Source organism: Ruegeria sp. AB10 (genome assembly GCF_056542745.1).
The window spans coordinates 101,949-120,323 of the sequence record NZ_JBQGAI010000003.1 but is presented as its reverse complement, the minus strand read 5'-3'; the positions used below and the strand labels follow the sequence as shown (position 1 = coordinate 120,323).

Sequence of the window (18,375 nt, the reverse complement as noted above, 5' to 3'; positions counted from 1 at the left end):
GGGGAAAGCGTAGGCGACGCAACCGCCCTATTTTCGCCCCACCAGGGCCGTAGGAAGGTAAGCCAACAGCAACGCCGGAGAACCGCTTGCGAAACTGGATCAGGGCATTCGCGCTGGCATTGATGCCGATGGCCGCCATGGCGCAGGACAGCGGGCTGAAAAGCCTGGACACCACCGATGCCGGGCGGGCGTGGATGGCTGTGGGCCGTCTGGACATCAACGGTGCGGGGTTCTGTACCGGCACGCTGATCTCGCCGACTTTGGTCCTGACCGCCGCCCATTGCCTGTTCGACAAGGCGACAGGCCGGCGGATCGATCTGTCCGAGGTCGAGTTTCTGGCCGCGTGGCGTCTGGGCCGGGCCTCGGCTTACCGGGCGGCGCGGCAGGCGGTGATTCATCCGGACTACCGCTATAGCCGTGAAACCCCGACGGCGCGGCTGGCCAATGACATCGCCCTGATCGAGCTGTGGCAACCCATCCGCAATACCACCGTGATTCCCTTTGAAACCGGCGACCGGCCGCACCGGGGCGCCGAGGTGGGCGTGGTGTCCTATGCGCGGGACCGGGCCGAGGCACCCTCGCTGCAAGAGGTCTGCTCGGTCATGACCCGCCGGTCCGATGTGCTGGTGATGTCCTGCGATGTCGAGTTCGGCTCGTCCGGCGCGCCGGTGTTTTCCTTTGACGGCGACCGCCCGCGCATCGTGTCGGTGGTGGCCGCCAAGGCGGAATTCAACGGTCAGCGGGTCTCGGTCGGCACAGCGGTCGAGGGGGCATTGCCCCTGTTGCAGGCCGAACTGTCGGCCGGTCGCGGATTTCTGGCCGATACACCCAGTGGAGCGCGCAACAGGAATATTGGCGCGAGGTTCATCAAACCGTGACACGATTTCTTCTGAGCGCCCTGTTGGGCTTGTCGGTCCTAGCCACCGCGTCTCATGCCCAAAGCAGCAAGCGCGAACTGACCGACCGCGAGGACCTGTTCGGCTGGGAAGCCATTGGCCGTCTGGACTTTGGCACGCGCGGATTCTGCACGGGTACGCTGATTGCGCAGGATCTGGTTCTGACCGCTGCGCATTGCGCGATCGACAAGAAGACGGGCAAGACCTATACCCCGGGCGAGGTGACGTTCCGGGCCGGTCTGAGCTATGGTAAATCGCTGGCCGATCGCGACGTTGTTCAGATCGCGGTGCACCCGGATTACCTTAACCACCCCGAGCTTTCGGCCGCGTCCGTGCGGGCAGATGTTGCCCTGATGCGGCTGGAACAGCCCATTCCCTATTCCGTGGCCGATCCCTTTGTGCTGTTCAACGGCGGTGTGGCGGGAAAAGAGGTCAGCCTTGCCTCATACGGGCGCGGCCGGTCCGAGGCGATCACCCGCGAACGGTCTTGCAACATTCTGCAAAGACGGCAGGGGCTGATCACCTTCAACTGTGACATTACCTTTGGGTCGTCCGGGTCGGCGCTGCTGGCCCGGAACGGCCCCCGCTGGCAGATTCTGTCGGTTGTTTCCGCGGTCGGAACCGACGGGCGGCAAAAGGTCGGTTTCGGGATGGAACTGGCTGGAATCATTTCGGAACTCAAGTCCGATCTGCGCCGCGACGCACCGAAACCCAAGGCCGCGATCCGCCGATTGCAGGTGGGGTCGGGCAAGTCCGGTACCGGCGCGAAATTCATCTCCTCTGGCGGGTCTTGAACTCGGTCAAAATGCTCCCCATGTGATTTGTACCGGGTCGCCGCAAACGGGGCCCGGCAGACTGAATCGCCCGTCCGAACGGAGGGCAAAACACAGATCGCTCAGACATGAGGATATGACATATGCGTACTTTTGATTTTGCACCGCTGCACCGCGCCACCATTGGGTTCGATCAGATCGCCGACATGATGGATCGCGTCCTGACCAATGACGTGGCTCAACCCAGCTATCCGCCTTACAACATCGAAAAAACCGATGTCGATACCTATCGCATCTCGGTCGCTGTCGCCGGTTTTTCCGAACAGGACCTGTCGGTCGAAGTGAAGGAAAACGCGCTGATCGTTGCCGGCAAGAAAGCCGCCGAGGACAAAGAGCGCAGCTACCTGCACCGTGGCATCGCCACCCGCGCGTTCGAGCGCCGCTTCGCGCTGGCCGACCACGTGCGCGTCACCGGCGCGAGCCATGAAAACGGCATGCTGAACATCGACCTGAAGCGCGAAGTGCCCGAGGCCCTGAAGCCGCGCCGGATCGAGATTTCTTCGGCCAAGGCCATCCAAAAGGACGTGGTCGACGCCAAAGCCGTGAACTGAGGCCGTTGACCCCAAAGCGACAGTCCCGCCTCTCTGGACTGTCGCAGACTGCACGCCCCGCGCACCTCCAGGCGCGGGGCGTTGTTTTTTGAGGTACCGGGATGTTCGCTAAGCGGACAAAACCGCCGCTCGCATTGAGCCTTCCAATGGCTGCTTTCGTTGTAATTTCTTCTCAGCCCAAATTCTGTTCCATTCGGTCTTTGTCGACTCTCAAATCAGACAGCATCCGTTTTGCCCATGACAGAGCGCCGGACGTCAACAAAAACACCTCTGGAACGACCAGCCACTCGCCAACCCAGACACCGCCAGAACGCTCATGCTGATGCAGGGTCAGTTCCCCGATTTGCTCGGACCGTTGGCGCCCGAGCCTTGCGACGGCCTCGGCAAATTCACTGGCCCGCTGGTTGCGCTTGTGGTGCATCGAAGATGAAGCACCCTTGCCGTTTTCATGGCATTCGCACACCTCACCGATGTCGCTGGACGAAAGCAGATTGATGTTGTGGGCGATTTTGCAGATCGTCGCACAAAGTGCGCCCAGCGATGCAACTATATCACCCACACCGTCACGCGCGTTTTGCCAATGGGGATCTACCGCACCAAGGCCAAGCGCCTCGGCCATTCGCGTCTTTATCCCTGCCCCGGTTCCGTCCTCATAACTCGACATATCCCCCAACGGTCCGCCGACCTGAACGAGTGTCCCGCGTCTTTCCGCTTCGGTAATCGCCTCGCGACGGCGCAGGAGTTCTGCGCGCCAGACCTCAAACTTGGTCCGCAGCAGCATCGGAATGGCATGCTGCCCGTTGGTGCGCCCGATCATCCGTGTGGTGGGGTGTGCCTCGATCAGGCCCGTCAGGGAGGATAGGAGCTGATCGAGGTCGCTCAGCACGGTCGTCAGACCGAGCTTCATTTGCATAGCCAAGCCCGTGTCCATGATGTCTTGCGTCGTGCTGTTGAAATGGACATATGGCGCGAGATCTTTGCCGACATGTTCGCGCAATTGGCCGACCAGACCGACGATGGGCCGTCCAACAAGCGCCATGTCCTCGCGCAATCGGTCCTGATCCAGTTTCCCGATGCAAAACCCGTCTAACGCGAAGACAGCTTCACGCGGCACAAGACCTGCATCGCTTTGCGCCCGCATAAGCGCCTGTTCGACTTTGATCCATGCAGAGATCGTTGAGGTTTCGGACCAGATGCGGCGCATATCTGTGCTCGAAAAGCTACCTTGCATGAGGTGCCAATCAAGCATCACCCAACCCTCCCTGAACCAGTTTGCGCTCTTTCATGATACCGCGAATACGGAAAGCAATGGCCCCGGCCCCAAGGATCAGGAACGCAAGCGCGATTGGGCGTTCCACAAAAACCAGCGCCCCGCCATCAGACATCAGCAGCGATTGCCGGAAGGTCTCTTCCGCGCCCTTGGCCAGAACAAACGAGATCACGAAGGCCGCGATGTTGAAATCATACTTGCGCATCAGCCATCCGACGAAACCTGCACAGGTCATCACCGTGACATCGAACATCGACCCGCGCGCCGAATACGCAGCCACGAATGCGGTCATGAAAATCAGCGGGTACAGCACATTTGTCGGGATTTTCAGGATCAGCCGGGCAACCTGAGTGGCTCCGAAATATCCAATCAGACCATAGGCCAGAATACCCAGCATCCCGCAGGCAAAAAGCTTGTAGACAAGCTCCTTATCGGTCAGGAACAGTGTCGGCCCCACCTGAATGCCGTGGATCAGGAACACGCCCAACAGGATCGCACCGATGGTCGAGCCGGGAATACCCAGTGTCAGCAGAGGAGCCATGGACGGTCCGGACACAGCATTGTTCGCGGCTTCCGGCGCGGCGACGCCCTCCAGCGCGCCTTTGCCCCACTGTTCGGGATTCTTCGCACGTCGTTTTCCTTCACCATAAGAGATGAACGCCGCAATCGCCGATCCAAGGCCGGGTAGCACACCAATGCCTGCCCCAATAAATCCGCCGCGCAGGGCATGGGGCAAACAGGGCTTGTATTCCTCCCATGTCAGATCATTGCCATTGGCAGAGCTTTCGTTTTCCTGGGTTTCACCGGTTGCCTTTCGGCGCTCTTCGAGCTGGGCGAAAACCTCACCCAAAACAAACACACCGATCATCAGCGGCACCAGACCGATGCCGTTGGACAGGTCAAACGATCCGAATGTATAGCGTTCTTCGTTGGAAATCGGGTCAAGACCAACCATGGCCACGAGAATACCCAAAAGCGCCGAGGCCAGACCTTTCACGATGGATATTCCGATCACCGACCCGATTACCACAAAGGCTGCAAAGTAGATCGCGAACGTTTCTGGCGGACCAAGCTTCAGCGCAATGGCCGCGATAAAGCCGACACCGACAACCAGAAGAACATCCCCCATGAGATCACCAATGACGGACGAAATCGTGGCAACTTTCATCGCCTTGCCCGCTTTGCCAGCACGTGCAAGTGGGTAGCCATCAATCTGGGTTGCCGCGCTGGCGGCTGTGCCCGGCGTATTGAACAGGATGGCGGCTATAGAACCGCCATAGCGCCCCGACTTACCGATCACATAGAGGAAGGCGAGCGCGAACAGAGGTGACATATAAAAGGTTATGGGCAACAGCATGGCGATTGCGGCCGAGGCCGTCAGACCGGGCGTTGCGCCCACGATCATGCCAACAGCAGCAGCAAGAATAATGGCGAACAGCAGCATCGGGTCGGTGATGACCGAAAGAAGGGCGGGAAAGATTTCCATGAGGTATTACCCCTGTATCCAGCTGAGCAGGTCGAACACTTCGCCATAAGGCGGAAAGACACCAAGCAGCACGAAAAAGATGAGATGAAAGACCAGCGGGCAGACGACCACGGATACCGCGAGCCCGATCCAGCTGCGCACGCCGAACATATTAAGCACGATGGGCGCCACGATGGCGGTGGGCAGCAAATAACCGAACCAGCGGAAGGACTGCTGGTAGATCAGCGCGATGATGAACAGCGCGATAATCTGAGCGGTTGCCCCGTTATCCGTGCTCGCCGTGGCGATATCTCCGGTCTGGCGGGAGGCGCCCACCAGCAGAAATCCAGACAACACAAGAAGCGCAACCGAGGCGGAAAACGGCACAATCCCGGCCCAGGTGTCTCCGGGTGAGGCCGCGGGTACCTGCCATGCGCCCCAAATTGCAACAATTGAAATGGTGGCCAGCACCAGACCCTCAGCATAGGCACGCATGTCTTCCTCCCTGAGTTGTTCGTAGACAGAGAAAGGCCGGGGACGTTAAGCCACCCGGCCTTATTGCTCTTTTAGTAGGTCAGGCTTTCGACCAAGGGGGCCGCATCGTTCTTCATGGAACTCAGCGTGGCCTTGGCATCTGCGCCGTTCTGATAGACCGGCCCGGTCCCGCGCGAGGCCAGCAGCTCAGCAAATTCCGGCTTGGCCGCGATCTGTTCCAGCGCGGTTTCCATAGCGGTCACCACTTCCGGCGGGGTGCCTTTCGGGGCAAACACGATCACCGGCGAGGACACGGCGGCAAAGGGAATGCCAAGCTCACCAAAGGACGGAACCTCGGACATGATACCGTCGCGCTCCTGACTGTTCACCGCCAGCGCCCGCAGTTGGTCTTCGAACCCGGCAAGCTGCTGAACGCCGAGGAACCCGAAATCGGCCTGTTCGCCGATCAAAGCGGCACGGGTCGGCCCGCCGCCTTTGAAAGGAACGTCCTGCGCTTCAATGCCGTTATTGGCCAGAAATCCCAGACCGCCGACATGGTGAAAACCACCGCGACCTGAATGTGCCCAGCGAAGCGAGCCGGGATCGGCTTTGGCAGCGTCGATCACGTCCTGAACGGACTGGAACGGGCTGTCTTTGGGCACCATCAGCGAGGTCTGCAACTGGCCGACCTGAGCGACAAAGTCAAAGCTCTCCAGAGCGTCAATGTCAGTATCGCGCGTCATTGTAGAGAGCAGGAACGAGCCGCCGGAGGTCATCAACATCGTGTAACCGTCCGGTCGTGCACCGACGACCGAATTGGCACCATTCAGGCCGCCCGAGCCGGGTTTGTTAACGACCACAACCGGCACCTCCAGAATGCCTTCAGCTGCGGCCGAGATGGCGCGGGCATAGGCATCTGTGCCACCGCCGGCTTTATAAGGCACAACCAGATTGATCGGACGTTTGGGCCAATCGGCTGCGAAACTGGCTGTTGCCGTTACCGCAATGGCGATACCGGCCAAAGCGGCAGAGATGCGCGTTCTGCGTTTCATGAAGTTCTCCCTGTTTTCTCTCCTGTTTTCATCTAGCAGACGCGCTAGATTGCGAAAAATGCAAAGATGTTTAGTTTACTTGCAAAACATGCAAATGAACGGTGGCGAATATGAATATCAAAGCCCTACGCGCTTTCAGAGCTACACTGTCTGAAGGATCCCTCGCGGCGGCGGCGAACATACTGCACCTTTCCCAACCGGCAGTGAGCCGGTTGATCTCGGGCCTCGAAGGTGAGCTGCGACTTGACCTCTTTGATCGAAGTGGTCGGAACCTCACGCCGACAGCTGAGGGGCTTGCCTTTTATCGCGAAGCGGGGCGCATTCTCGACAACCTCGACGAAATCCCAGGCATCGCCGCCGAGATCCGCGCAGGCCGTACCCAAAGCCTCCGTATCGTCGCCATGCCCCGCATCGCCCGTGCGCTCGCTTCTCCCGCAGTTGGCCAATTTGTAAGGGCGAACCCTGATACCAATGTCAGTCTGGACGTTCGCGCCCGTCGCGAGGCCGGAAAGTGGTTGGCCGGTCGCGAATACGATGTCGGCATTGGGGCGCTGCCCGTTGAGCACCCGGACATCCGAACCGAGCTATTGCTGCGTGTCAGAGCACAGGCCGTTGTTCCAGTTGACCACCCGCTTGCCGATCTCAGGGAGATTTCCGTCGACGATCTGGCGGACGTTCCAATCGTCAGGCTGATGCACGGATTGCTTCTGCGCGATCAACTGGATGATATGTTTCGATCAGCAGGAGTGGTCCCAAAGCAAACTTGCGAAGTCGCATCTTCTTCGTTGGCATGTGCTCTGGTTGCAGATGGAGGAGGCGTTACCATCGCGGATGAACTTGTCGCTGCCAACGTGGACAAAGGCCGCATCCGAACCGTTCCGATCACGCCGGAACGCTGGATGTCCTTTGGGCTTCTGTTCCCGGTTCAGGCAGAACCAAGCGATGCCTGCGATCAGTTTGTCGGCGTGCTGAAAGCGCATGTGGCAAAGCTGGCGAGATCAAGCGCCACAATAGAGGTGGTTGGCTAGCGACCTGTTCAGCCCCTCATAATACTCTGCTGGAAATTCGACATTCTCAGGACTTGATCATCCAGAAATATGACATTGGCGAATGGTGCAGCATCGGGTTTCTTGAGCCCAAAGCTGACGTAAAAAGAAAAAGGACCCCGCACAATTTCGTGCGGGGTCCATCAACGATTTGCAAGCGGGTTCAATTCCCGGCCGTCACCGACCCGATCGACCAGAACATCGTCTCGCCCGAGGCATCGTCGACGCCGTCATTGTCGGTCATCACGAACGCCTCGCCCGAGGGCAGGATGGCCAGACCTTCGATCTTGTCCAGAACGTAACCGCCGGTCGAAGTCAGGTCGGGCAGCAGGTCGCGGACCTCTTGCTTGCTGACCACGGGCAGCGGACCACCCAGTGGGGCCGGAGTCATCAGGGACAGCGGGATGCGGTAGATCTTTTTGGTCACCGCGCGGTGATCATGCTGGTTGTCGCGTTCGATGACGTAGACATGATCGCCGAAGGCCACGATTTCCGAAAGGCCGACCCAACCGGTTTCCGGGTCCACCTTGGGATAGTGGACGGCACCCCATTCCTTGGTGTCCAGATTATAGGCCACCAGCTTCACGTGGTTTTCCGGGTCGTCCTTCCATTCGCGCTGCACCGCCATCCACAGGGTGTCGCCCACCTTGGTGATGCCCTCAAAGCCAAAGCGTTTTTCGACCGCCATCAGTTCCGACGGCAGGCCGATCTCACCCTTGCGGTCTTTGATCAGACCATCGGCTGAGACATGGTAGATCGCGTGCGGGATGACACGGTCGGTGCGGCCTTCGGAGGCGACGTAAAAGCCACCCTTGCCGTCCAGCGTGATGCCCTCAAGATCCAGTTTCTGCGCCGGGTTGCCGTCCTGACGATGGATGCGGATCACGTCCACGATGCGGGCGGGCTGCTGGCTGGGGTCGATCTTGAAGATCGAGGGTTGGAAGCCGTAGAAGCTGTCATTGACCGCATAGATCATGCCGTCCTCATCTGCGACCAGACCGGACAGAGCGCCCCAGCCGATCAGCTCACCCGCGCCTTCCGACGTCAGATGCGGGTAAGCGGCGGGGGCGTCCTGATACTCAAAAATCGAAACATGCGCGCGCGGGCCGCCATCTTCGATCAGGTCTTTTTCATTGGCCGAGATCAGCAGGTTCCGTTCCGGGATCGCCACGTAACCTTCCGGACCAACGCCCGAGGGTAGCAGTTGTTTCAGCACCGGGTTGGCCGGATCGGTGGCGTCATAGACCCCCACGACCGAGGCGCGCTCGGCGCCCACAAAAATCATCGGTGTGCCGCCAAAGGTCGCTGCGGTCACGCTCTCGGGCTCAACCCCTTTGCTGTCCGAGCGTTTGTCGGGGTAGTGACCGATCTGGATGATGGCCTTCTCGAACTCGGTGCCGTTCTCGTAAACAACGGTGCCGTCCTTGTGGAAGATGGTCCAGCCGCGCGAGCCGCCCTTATAGTCGCCTTCGTTGGCGGTGGCGAAGTGGTTGTCATCGATCCATTTCACCGCGTCCGGTTCGCGCAGGCGGCCCGGCTGGCTTTCGGTGAAGATCAGCGCGCCGCGCTCATCGGTGGCATCGATACCGTCCAGATCAACCGCGCCCGCCGAGAAATGGCTGATCACGGTGCCGTTCTTATCGACAACGGCGATGTGGTTGTTTTCCTGCAAGGTGACGACGGTTTCGCCCAGGCCGTTGATGTCCACAAATTCCGGTTCAGGATCGGTCGGCGCAACCTCGGCCAGACCGGTCAGCGCAGCCATCTTCATGTTCATGCCCGCACAATCCAGCGCGCCGTCTTTCAGCGGTACCAGCGCTAGCGACCCGGCAGGCAGCTGCGGGATCACGCCGTCATTCAGGTCTTCGTCGCGTTCGTTTTCGATCGCGACGGCAACAAAGCTACCATCGGGGGCGATGGCGACGCTGTCGGGCTGACCGCCCAGGTCACAGGCACCGGTTTCCGCCTTACCCGCAATATCGACCGAGATCAGCTTGCCCGACGGGGCGGTGTAACTATCGGAGGTGTTCACACCAACAAAAGCCGTCGCGCCGACAATCCCCACGGAGGTCGGCTCTCCGCCTACGTCCATTGCACCCAAAGGCGCCGGGTTTGCAGGGTTGGTGATGTCGATCATCCCGATCGTGCCCAGCGGGCTGTCGGTGTAAACCAGAGTCATGCCATCTGCGGTGGCCGCGATGATCTCGGGCGAGGTTTCGCGGTTTGTATCCGCCCCCTCGGCCATGTTCTTGACGACAGGAAAAGACGCAATTCGGTTGAAATTCATCTCTGCCACGGCCTGACCGGCGGTCAGGGCAAGGGCAGATGTCAGGCAGACAGCGCGCAACGACATCGGTGGATTTCCTCTCTCAGTTGGATGTGAGGGGGGATGGACCGGGATCGTTGCGGTGTCGTGACAGTTTGGCTTCAGTTTTGTGACAAACGCGGCCTCCGCCGGAATGGTGGCCGGTTGCGATCAGACCGACACGCAGATGTATTTCATCTCGAGGTAATCCTCCATGCCGTGATGGCTGCCTTCGCGGCCCAGACCGGATTGCTTGACGCCGGTGACGATGGTGGGCTGAAAGAAGGTGCCGTCCGGATCATGCGGCAGACCGCCGGTCCGAACGACGGCGCCTTTTTTGGTGGCATCGGAGATATGTTCCTGCACTTTGGCCACTGCCTAATCACTGATCAGCGGGCTGGGTTGGTCACGGCAAAGGTGCCGTTGTCGCTGTCCACCCACTGGCCGCCGATAAAGGATTTGGTCACCAGCAGATTGGGGTTTTCAGGATCGATTTCAGGTCGGTTGTTGCGTCCAGCATGGCTCGGCCTCCGGCAGGAATAGGGGTCACGGGCACCCAATCAGGTCGGGCTGGAGTGCCTATGTCCACTGTGTCCTGCGGATCATTCCAGAATTGACAAAAAAACCCGGCTTTGCGGATGTCCAACAGATCGCAATCGGCGGCATCATGGCGCTATCTTTTTTGTGATGAGTTTGCCAAAGTCTGGATGAATTTTGGACCCAGGGGGATGTAAATCATCGTAACATTCCCTATCTTATGGGTAATTAAAGAAAAAAGGGGATAGCAGAGATGTCGAACCAGCAATTCGAAGCGTTGATTCAGGAAACGCAGACCAAAGTGCGGGAAAGCCAGTCGCAGATCGAGGGGCTGACGAGCCGGATCGAAGCCGCACGCGCCAAAATCGGCACGGCCGAGGCGGATATCGACATCGAAAACGCCACGCTTGAGGATGTGCACGCCCATACCGAGGTGATGAACGCCAACATCGCCGAGCTGATCATGGGGCTGGACGATGTCACCAACGCATTTTCCAAGGATTTCGACGAGATGCGCTCGAAAACCGGGTGGGAGTCGTTTGTCGGCATCTTTTCACGCGGCAAATCGGAATCGATGCGGCAGGAACGCATGCGCACTGCCAATATCGACGACAAGCTGCAGGACCTGATCGCCAAGTCCGACGTGATCGTGAAACTGCTGGAAGGGCAGCTGTCGGTGCTGGAAGAACAGCGCGTGAAGGTCGAAGACAACCTGAGCGGCACGCTGGACGACCGCGAGGCCACCGTGGCCGAGCTGGAAGCGCTACGGGCCGAGATTCAGGGCATGGACCCGGCCATCATCACGCTGGAAAACAAGATCAGCGTTGAACAGGACGCCGCCGCACGAACCCAGCTGGAAACCGAACTGGCCGAGCTGAACAAGCAATACAACGCCAAGGTTCAGGAAGAACAGGTCAAGCTGGCCAAGTCGCAAACGCTGGAGCGTTACATCGAAAAGGGCAAAACTTGGGTCGATTCGCTACAGAACCAGGCGGCGACACAGATGGTGCTGATCAACAAGCTGCAGACAGACACGCAGCAACGCGTAGTGCTGTATGACGCCCTGACCAAATCGCTGAAAACCGCGCAACAGCAGGATGTGGCCCACCGCATCAACGAGATCGGCGTGCAGACGGACCAAGAGGCTCAGACGGCGATGGCCGCCATCGGCACCGCGACCAATCAGAAGATGGCTGACATGCTTGAGGCGCACGAAGACCACATGGTCTTTGCCCGCGACGTGCTGGAGAAAAAGGCCAAGGCAGATGAACGCTTTGCCCGCCGCTTTGCGTCGATTGTCGAGAAGCATGATAAGAATTTGTATGGGGGGTGACCCCACTGATGAGCGGACAAAAACAGAATTTTACGTGTCAGGATTTTGCTTTGAATTCTACGCAGGACCGACAGTATGCCTACTTTGCGGTGACGTCCGACGAGCCGATTTCAGATCACGTCAGCAACATCCCGCTTGAACCAAGCCGATACTGGAATGTAGGAGAAATAGTTGTCCGCGGCGACCGTGAGTTCACGAGACGCGGTTCAAGATGGGTGATTGAAAGCGGTTTGCCTGAATCTGAACCATTAGAGGCCCATATCGAAGCCGTTATCGAGACCGTCACCTCAGTGTCGGCGCGCCTGCAAGAGTTTCCGAAACACTGCATTCAATCTGTTGTATGCGTCGCTTTCTCCGTCCAGAGTTCAGGTTTTGTGCTGTCCCCGAAGCTCTTGAGGAAAATTTCAGATCTTGGACTCAATTTGGAGTATGACTTCTACTCCAATGTTGACCCACATGATGAGTTGGCGGAGTTGCGGTCTCTTATCGCAAGAGACAGATAATGATAGAGTCTAGCGATCCAACTCAAGACCATGTCGGCCTGACCGACACCTTTGCCTCGCGCCGCTATTTCCGCAAATTTGAGGTGATCACCGTCCACCTCCTGCGCGTGGCCGCGACGATGGAGGCCGAGGGCGCGATCAGCAAGCAAGAGGTGCGGATCGTGTCGCGCTACCTTTCGGGGCTGCTCTACACCTTCCGCGCGCTGTCCATGAAGTACCTGCTGGTCGGGCGAGATACCGGTCGGTTCTTTGGCAGCCTTGCCATGGACAAGCGCGACAGCGGGTTTCCGGTGGCGGCTGAATTGCTGACCATGGCGAACGACGCGCAGCAGGCGCAGGTGCATCTGGCGAATATGCCCACGGAAGACGACCTGAAAACCGACATGGTCCGCACCATCATCGGCGACCGCGAAATCCCCACCAAGCTGCAATTCGCGCTGTCCCAACGGCTCTATTACGAGGAATTACTGAAGGGTCAGCTGTTCTGGGCGCGCAACGATCCCGAATGTCATTGGATCGGGAATGAGGGAGACCGGCGCAAGTTCCTGATCCATTGGGCGGTTTATGACAGCCAGATCAACCTGCCGGTCATCTACCTGATGCAGCTGGAGGATAGCGGCAAAACAGCCTTGCCCAAGGACCAACGGCGCTGGCCCGAGGTGCAGGCGCATCTGATGGCGCAATCCTTGGGTGGGTTGAAATTGGTGACGATTGCCAAAGGCTTCGATCAGGATTTCGACGACCTGCACCCAAAGCATTTGCGCCGCATCCACGTGGGGCCGATGTATTCCTCGGCCTATACCGAGCAATCCGGTCCGCTGCGGCAGGTGCTGGAGGACGCGCAGGCTCCGCAGGGGCAGGATTGGGCGCTGGCCTGGACCACGGAAGAGCTGGAAAGCGAAGAGGTGATCGAAGAACGCGCCGGGTGGTTCTCGACCGTTGAGCGTGAAGTGTTCGCTTTGGATCCGTTCGGCGGGCAGGGGGCCGAGACCGGGGCGACGCGGACGCAGCGATCGATCATTCTGCCTCAGCGTCCGTTTCAGGTGCTGGCCGAGCGCAATCCGCCGGGGTTTGCCGACGTGCGCAAATTCGTGGTCAGCAAGACCGGGCAGGTGTTGCGCTACTAGTTTCGCCTCCCCTAACGGGCCCATTCCGGGTCCTGTCGGGCAACGGGACGAGAGTATTTTTGAAAAGATGAAGCAAGGGCGGTTATTGAGATGAGTTTGACGTCAGATCAGATGGAATTGCGCGAGGCGGATATTCGCAAACACTATCCGGCGGCGACTGCCTTGCTGAACGGATTTGAACATGCGCCGCGGATTGCCAAGTTGGTTGAGGCGGCGGTCGAGCGGTCGCCGGGCGTGTCGACGGGGCGGCGGTTTCGATCCACCACGCCGGGATTGGTAACGCGGCGCACTGCGCGGGCCGACGGGGTGCATCTGGTCGAGCGGATCGAGGCGTCGGATGACGGCGATGCGCTGGTCTCGCCACCACAAGCCACCACGCAGCAGGCCATTCGCCGCGCGATTGCAATTGCTCTGGCGGTGGCCGAGGCCTATGCCGAGCAGACCCCGCTGGCCGATCTGAAACGCGCCAATCTGGCCGGGGATTTGCCTCCCGCCCGAAAGTCCGAGTTCTCGGAACTGCTGACGGCCGAGGCCCTGATTACATCGCACACATTCGGCAATTCACTGGCCTATCTGATGTCTTCGCATCTGGGTGAAACGACGGTGGACATAGGTGAGATCGAAGAGGTTCTGACCGACAATGGTCAGCTTGCTCTGCATGGTGCCCTGTGGGAGCTGGATCAGACGCTGGCCAAACACGCCCCCGATGATGCGCATCTGATTGCGGCCACCAGCGCCTATGCTGAGCAACTGATGGACAAGGCTGCTCTGCGCGCCCAGTCCGCAGGCCATCTGGCCCCGTTTCAGAACGCTGCGTGGCATATTGAGGCCGATGATCTGACGATCCGGGGGTTTGAACCAGCCTCCAAGGCCAAATCCACCACCCTGACCATGACCTTCAAGAAACCGAACGAGGTGGTGGGCAACCATATCGCAAAGTATCAGGCGATGAAGCTGGCCAAGATGGTGATGGCCTATGATTTCGACCGCCGCCTGAACCCGTTTGCCGAGCTTGGCGGGTTTATCTTTACCTTCATGGGCGACGGCAAACCGGGGACCGGCAAGACCACTCTGATCCAGATGATGGCCGGGCTGATCAATGATTACTGCCAGAACGCGGGCTATCCCTTCCGCTATCAGAACCTGAGCACCGACAATATCGACAGCTATCAGGGCAAATCCGGCCAGAACGCCAAGGCCTTTATCAACACGATCATTGACCCCTCGGTCATCGGCTTCGGCACCATTGACGACATCGACCAACTGGCAGGCAAACGCGGCGACCGGCAGTCCTCGGCCGGTCAGCTGGAAATCACCGCCGTGCTGATGGAGAGCTTTGCCGGCGCCAACACCGTCGTGCGCGGCAACTGCACCTTTGGCATGTTCTCGAACTACCCCGAAAACGTAGACGACGCCCTGCGCCAGCGGGCCGGTGCGCGGTTTCTGGTGGACGGGCCGCAAACGCGCGAGGATTATATCGACATCCTGCACCTGCTGATGGGCCGCAACCACGACATCCCGCTGGGCGAACACGACGCCTATGCCGCGCAGGAGATCAAAAAGGCCGTCGCCGCCAGTTTCGAAAGCCACTCCCGCCCGCATGAGGACGCCTTGCTGCAGGTTTACGATCGGGTCTCCGGCGAAATCGGCCAGATGGACACCATCGCCAAGCTGGGCACCTACCTCAAGGCGATCCAGCAGGCGGATGAGCGCTTTACCGGCCGCGCAATCAAGAACATCACCGACGCGGTCAAGGTCCGCGCGATGGATTTCGAACTGCCCGACGAATGGATGGAAAACCCCGACCTGTTCCTGTTCCGCGACTACGACACTAAGAAAGCCATGATCGAGGACCTGCGCCAGCCGATCACGGTGGACATGGTGATGCAGGAAATCAACCGCTACGTCGACAGCGAGTTCCGCTATGCCGACAAGAGCGATGAGGTCGCCATCGAAAACGCTGTCCGTGAGATGGGTCGTATGGAAGAGGCCAAGCGGCGGTATCTGGAGGGGAAAAGTTGATTGATATCCTTTCAGAATTGAACGGCTGGATCAGTGACAACCGAGCGTTGTCTGTTTCTGTCGGTATCCCGCTGTTGACTGTCCTGATCGGCTTTCTTGGTAGTTATCTGACTATGCGAGTGAAGTCCGCGGAAGTTAAAATGACCGGGCGCTTAAAACTAGCAGAGTACAGGAAAGACAATTTCGACGAACTAAAATCAGCAGTCGAAGACCTGCTACTTAAAACACGTGAATTTTCACTTGGCCGCCTGTCGGACGAGCCACAAGATGTCAAATTTACACTTGGCCAATTTCATGAGCTGGCAAAGCTGGTGCAGAGTATTTTAGTTCGAACGCATCATTCACGGAAACTCACTGAAGATTTGAGCAATTCCTTCGAAGAGAGTTTGGATTACATCCATTCCGGCCGCACACTATCAAACGGTGATTTGCCATTTACTCGACTTAGGACGATTTGTTCTAAAATTTTGACATCTGAGTGGAAAGCAATCGAAGGCGACCTTAAGAAACTAAACAAATAGGGGAAGACCTCATGGTTTGATTTTCTTCTGGAAGTTGGACATTTGAGAATCAGTTTGAAGCTCTGAAAGAAAGAAAAGGTTCTGCCGATTTTCACCGTTAGGAGGCAACTTAAATGACTCGTCTAGGAACAAAATGATCCGCCTCATCGAAAAAGGCCTGATGTTTGGCAACCTTGCCCACATCTCCAGCCCGGCGCTGGTCGAACGCTATAACCGCGCGCTGCAGCATCTGGCGGGTAAGACCACTCAGCTTTCGGATTTCCATGTCGATATCTCGGGCTATTCGCCGGAGGTGGGGATTGAGCTGGACGACCCGCTCTATCTCAACCCCAACGGGGTCAACCGGCAGTTCATTCTGCTGACGACCGAGCAGAAACGGGCGCCTCTGCTGAACGTCAAATTCTCGACCTCGCGCGATATCCTGCGCGAATTCATCGAGATGAACGAGGCGCAGCTGTTCGCCCTGACCGCCACCGATGCGGTGGCCGGAGAGCTGGTGAACTCGGTCTTCAAACTCACCACGCCTGCGGACCTGCTGAACCTGCGCAAGATCGAGATTGAGGCGGACACGGTCGGCGGCACCCTGCGCAAGGCCGAGCAACTGGCGGGCATGGTCGAACGGTTCAAGACCGAAGAGGATGCGTGGTTCGATGATGTGCTGATCGCCAAGATGATCGAAACCGCCAAGGAAACCGGCGACGTCACCCGCAACCCCGTCCACCTGCGCCACACGGCGTTTGAGCAGCGCAACTTCTGGACGGCGCATTTCGGCGGGCTCTACCTGTTCCCTGATTTGGACTATCCGGCAGCGATCTGCATGGGGGACCGGCCCGATGACGTTCCGATAGACCACGTGTTTGATCCCACGCAGAGGCACCGGATCGCGGCCTTTCTCAACGACAACAATCTGGTCGAGACGATTATCGAGGCACGCGGGGTGAACTCGGCTGCCGTTCTGCAGCAAAAGATGGATTTTCTGACCGTCCACGCCGCCGCCGACGCGGGCGTCGACCTGACCGGGCTGGACCGCAGCGACATGCGTCGTCTGGCCCGGAACCATGCAGACCGTCTGCCCGAGGCCTTTCACGGCCTTGCCCAATTGCTGCGCTGGGCCAGCGATGGCGGGCCGTGGCCGCGCATCACCTCGGATCATCCGGCCTATTTTTATACGCTGCGCGCAGCCGACACGCCCAACCGTGATCTGGTGAACATGCTGCTGGCTGAACTGGCCCCGCTGGACCCGCGCCAGATGTTCATCTGCCATAAGGAGTTGTTCTACAGCACTTATTCCACTTGGCCCGAGACCAAGAAAGCCTATGTTGCCGACTTCCTCGCGCGCGAGTATCAGGTGGACAAGGCAGGCGCTCGCGCCGCGTTGTTCGGCCATGAACCGGACATGAGCGGTGATGATCAGGTCAGCGAGGCGGTGATCGCGCGGGTCGGGCCCTGGGGCGCGTTGAGGAGGGGTTGAGATGTTCGGAGCGATACGCCTGTTTCTGATCCTTTTCGTCATCCAGACGATCGCCTTTTTCGCGCTCTCGTTCTATTCGCGCGGTGTCCGGCGCCGTAAGCTGGAAACCTGGTGGGACGAAAAGGGCAAAACCGGCGACAAGGCCGCGTTTGTCGAACGTGGCCTGCACGTCTATGACAATTCTTTCCGGCGTAAACTGATCCTGGGTGTCTATATAGTGCCTTGGGTGGCGATTGGCGCGCTGATCTATATCGTGAACTACATGTGAGGGTTACGGCATGGCCTATTTGAAATGGGCGTTCATTATCATCTTCTGGGGCGCGATTGCCGTGATCCTGCAATATTCTCTGCCGCAGCGCGACATCGTGCGGATCGTCAACACCTATGAAGAGCGGCAGGATCTGAACGACTGGACCCGTATTTTCTGGTCCGAGCCGGACGATCAGTCGACCAGCCTGTCAAACCGCGACGTGCAGTTCATCCAGGCTGTGCGCGCCAATGGTAAGCCGATCGTCTACCGAAATGAGGATACAAGCTGGGGCTGGCCGCCCTACTTCAAATTCGACACTGCGAACCTGTATACCGAGGCCAATGATGCGATCTCGAACAAGGATGACCCGGAATGGGTGGTCGTGACGCATTACGGGTGGCGGAATGAATTCATGTCGATCTTTCCCAACGCCGTTTCCATCAAACATGTGGAGGGGCCGGATGTCCGGATCATACCCTGGTTCAACATCCTCTTTCTGACCGTCTTCTTCGCCATTAGTTGGGCGATCTGGGTGCGCTGGCGCAGGTTCCGGCAGCGCCGCATCGACCCGATGCTCGAGAATGTCGAAGACAGTTTCTACGCGGCAGGCGATGCAATCGAGGAAAGGCGCACCGGATTCCGCCGTTGGCTGGACAGCTGGAAATCAAAGTGACGGTGGCGCGACTGGTCTGATCTGGCCATTCCTTTTTGGTCAGATC

The 18,375-nt window shown here is 58.7% G+C and carries 17 protein-coding genes and 1 pseudogene; 12 read left to right on the top strand and 6 right to left on the bottom strand.

The features are described from left to right. Positions 1-86 precede the first annotated feature (86 nt). The 3 genes from ACR0NT_RS07995 (at position 87) to ACR0NT_RS07985 (ending at position 2,280) form a co-directional block, all read left to right on the top strand. Positions 87-878, top strand: a complete 792-nt coding sequence (locus ACR0NT_RS07995; RefSeq protein ID WP_480442873.1) for a trypsin-like serine peptidase — start codon at positions 87-89, stop codon at positions 876-878. Continuing rightward, a complete protein-coding gene (locus tag ACR0NT_RS07990; protein ID WP_170674419.1) occupies positions 875-1,690 on the top strand; it encodes a trypsin-like serine protease in 816 nt (271 codons plus the stop codon). Before ACR0NT_RS07995 ends, ACR0NT_RS07990 begins: the two co-directional genes overlap by 4 nt. 122 nt (positions 1,691-1,812) lie before the next feature. Beyond that, positions 1,813-2,280: an Hsp20 family protein gene (locus tag ACR0NT_RS07985; protein ID WP_170674417.1), complete on the top strand. Its 468-nt coding sequence runs from the start codon at positions 1,813-1,815 to the stop codon at positions 2,278-2,280. Positions 2,281-2,452: 172 nt separating this feature from the next. On the opposite strand, the gene ACR0NT_RS07980 is transcribed toward ACR0NT_RS07985, so the two are convergent. The 4 genes from ACR0NT_RS07980 to ACR0NT_RS07965 all read right to left on the bottom strand — a co-directional run bounded on the left by ACR0NT_RS07980 (position 2,453) and on the right by ACR0NT_RS07965 (position 6,541). Continuing rightward, positions 2,453-3,484, bottom strand: coding sequence for a lyase family protein (locus ACR0NT_RS07980; protein ID WP_170674407.1), 1,032 nt, complete (start codon positions 3,482-3,484; stop codon positions 2,453-2,455). Positions 3,485-3,521: 37 nt separating this feature from the next. Then, entirely contained in the window at positions 3,522-5,036 is a 1,515-nt protein-coding gene (locus tag ACR0NT_RS07975) for a tripartite tricarboxylate transporter permease (protein ID WP_170674405.1), read from the bottom strand. Positions 5,037-5,042: 6 nt separating this feature from the next. Beyond that, positions 5,043-5,510, bottom strand: a complete 468-nt coding sequence (locus tag ACR0NT_RS07970; protein WP_170674403.1) for a tripartite tricarboxylate transporter TctB family protein — start codon at positions 5,508-5,510, stop codon at positions 5,043-5,045. 71 nt (positions 5,511-5,581) lie between these two features. Beyond that, on the bottom strand, positions 5,582-6,541 hold the full coding sequence (locus ACR0NT_RS07965) for a tripartite tricarboxylate transporter substrate binding protein (RefSeq protein WP_170447422.1): 960 nt from the start codon (positions 6,539-6,541) through the stop codon (positions 5,582-5,584). A 110-nt stretch (positions 6,542-6,651) separates the two neighbouring features. On the opposite strand from ACR0NT_RS07965, the gene ACR0NT_RS07960 reads away from it, so the two are divergent. Continuing rightward, positions 6,652-7,569 carry a LysR family transcriptional regulator gene (locus ACR0NT_RS07960; protein ID WP_170447420.1) on the top strand — a complete coding sequence of 306 codons (918 nt, stop codon included), beginning with the start codon at positions 6,652-6,654 and terminating at the stop codon, positions 7,567-7,569. Between the two features lie 181 nt (positions 7,570-7,750). On the opposite strand, the gene ACR0NT_RS07955 is transcribed toward ACR0NT_RS07960, so the two are convergent. Together ACR0NT_RS07955 and ACR0NT_RS07950 are read right to left on the bottom strand one after the other, a co-directional pair. Beyond that, positions 7,751-9,940, bottom strand: a complete 2,190-nt coding sequence (locus tag ACR0NT_RS07955) for an esterase-like activity of phytase family protein (RefSeq protein WP_170674401.1) — start codon at positions 9,938-9,940, stop codon at positions 7,751-7,753. A 123-nt stretch (positions 9,941-10,063) separates the two neighbouring features. Beyond that, positions 10,064-10,270: pseudogene (locus ACR0NT_RS07950) on the bottom strand (aldehyde dehydrogenase family protein); the annotation flags it as partial. A 412-nt stretch (positions 10,271-10,682) separates the two neighbouring features. Here ACR0NT_RS07950 and ACR0NT_RS07945 point away from each other — a divergent pair. From ACR0NT_RS07945 to ACR0NT_RS07910, 8 genes are all read left to right on the top strand, one after another. Then, positions 10,683-11,762, top strand: coding sequence for a coiled-coil domain-containing protein (locus ACR0NT_RS07945; RefSeq protein WP_170674399.1), 1,080 nt, complete (start codon positions 10,683-10,685; stop codon positions 11,760-11,762). Positions 11,763-11,770: 8 nt separating this feature from the next. Beyond that, positions 11,771-12,265 (top strand): DUF4279 domain-containing protein, encoded by a 495-nt coding sequence (locus tag ACR0NT_RS07940; RefSeq protein WP_170674397.1) that lies wholly within the window; start codon positions 11,771-11,773, stop codon positions 12,263-12,265. Next, positions 12,265-13,392 (top strand): hypothetical protein, encoded by a 1,128-nt coding sequence (locus ACR0NT_RS07935; protein ID WP_170674395.1) that lies wholly within the window; start codon positions 12,265-12,267, stop codon positions 13,390-13,392. Before ACR0NT_RS07940 ends, ACR0NT_RS07935 begins: the two co-directional genes overlap by 1 nt. A 90-nt stretch (positions 13,393-13,482) precedes the next feature. Beyond that, positions 13,483-15,414 (top strand): ATP-binding protein, encoded by a 1,932-nt coding sequence (locus ACR0NT_RS07930; protein ID WP_170674393.1) that lies wholly within the window; start codon positions 13,483-13,485, stop codon positions 15,412-15,414. After that, the gene (locus ACR0NT_RS07925) at positions 15,411-15,935 is read left to right on the top strand and encodes a hypothetical protein (protein ID WP_170447408.1); all 525 of its coding nucleotides are present in this window, start codon (positions 15,411-15,413) and stop codon (positions 15,933-15,935) included. Before ACR0NT_RS07930 ends, ACR0NT_RS07925 begins: the two co-directional genes overlap by 4 nt. A 133-nt stretch (positions 15,936-16,068) precedes the next feature. Continuing rightward, the gene (locus tag ACR0NT_RS07920; protein WP_170447406.1) at positions 16,069-17,406 is read left to right on the top strand and encodes a DUF6638 family protein; all 1,338 of its coding nucleotides are present in this window, start codon (positions 16,069-16,071) and stop codon (positions 17,404-17,406) included. Between the two features lies 1 nt (position 17,407). Further along, positions 17,408-17,674 carry a hypothetical protein gene (locus tag ACR0NT_RS07915; RefSeq protein ID WP_170447404.1) on the top strand — a complete coding sequence of 89 codons (267 nt, stop codon included), beginning with the start codon at positions 17,408-17,410 and terminating at the stop codon, positions 17,672-17,674. Positions 17,675-17,684: 10 nt separating this feature from the next. Then, positions 17,685-18,329 carry a DUF1523 family protein gene (locus ACR0NT_RS07910; RefSeq protein ID WP_170447403.1) on the top strand — a complete coding sequence of 215 codons (645 nt, stop codon included), beginning with the start codon at positions 17,685-17,687 and terminating at the stop codon, positions 18,327-18,329. The last annotated feature ends 46 nt before the right edge of the window (positions 18,330-18,375 follow it).

Coding starts and splice junctions, on each gene's coding strand:
- ACR0NT_RS07910 (WP_170447403.1), top strand. CDS start 17,685: ATGGCCTATTTGAAATGGGCGTTCATTATCATCTTCTGGGGCGCGATT.
- ACR0NT_RS07980 (WP_170674407.1), bottom strand. CDS start 3,484: ATGCGCCGCATCTGGTCCGAAACCTCAACGATCTCTGCATGGATCAAA.
- ACR0NT_RS07970 (WP_170674403.1), bottom strand. CDS start 5,510: ATGCGTGCCTATGCTGAGGGTCTGGTGCTGGCCACCATTTCAATTGTT.
- ACR0NT_RS07985 (WP_170674417.1), top strand. CDS start 1,813: ATGCGTACTTTTGATTTTGCACCGCTGCACCGCGCCACCATTGGGTTC.
- ACR0NT_RS07935 (WP_170674395.1), top strand. CDS start 12,265: ATGATAGAGTCTAGCGATCCAACTCAAGACCATGTCGGCCTGACCGAC.
- ACR0NT_RS07955 (WP_170674401.1), bottom strand. CDS start 9,940: ATGTCGTTGCGCGCTGTCTGCCTGACATCTGCCCTTGCCCTGACCGCC.
- ACR0NT_RS07945 (WP_170674399.1), top strand. CDS start 10,683: ATGTCGAACCAGCAATTCGAAGCGTTGATTCAGGAAACGCAGACCAAA.
- ACR0NT_RS07920 (WP_170447406.1), top strand. CDS start 16,069: ATGATCCGCCTCATCGAAAAAGGCCTGATGTTTGGCAACCTTGCCCAC.
- ACR0NT_RS07940 (WP_170674397.1), top strand. CDS start 11,771: ATGAGCGGACAAAAACAGAATTTTACGTGTCAGGATTTTGCTTTGAAT.
- ACR0NT_RS07975 (WP_170674405.1), bottom strand. CDS start 5,036: ATGGAAATCTTTCCCGCCCTTCTTTCGGTCATCACCGACCCGATGCTG.
- ACR0NT_RS07915 (WP_170447404.1), top strand. CDS start 17,408: ATGTTCGGAGCGATACGCCTGTTTCTGATCCTTTTCGTCATCCAGACG.
- ACR0NT_RS07965 (WP_170447422.1), bottom strand. CDS start 6,541: ATGAAACGCAGAACGCGCATCTCTGCCGCTTTGGCCGGTATCGCCATT.
- ACR0NT_RS07930 (WP_170674393.1), top strand. CDS start 13,483: ATGAGTTTGACGTCAGATCAGATGGAATTGCGCGAGGCGGATATTCGC.
- ACR0NT_RS07960 (WP_170447420.1), top strand. CDS start 6,652: ATGAATATCAAAGCCCTACGCGCTTTCAGAGCTACACTGTCTGAAGGA.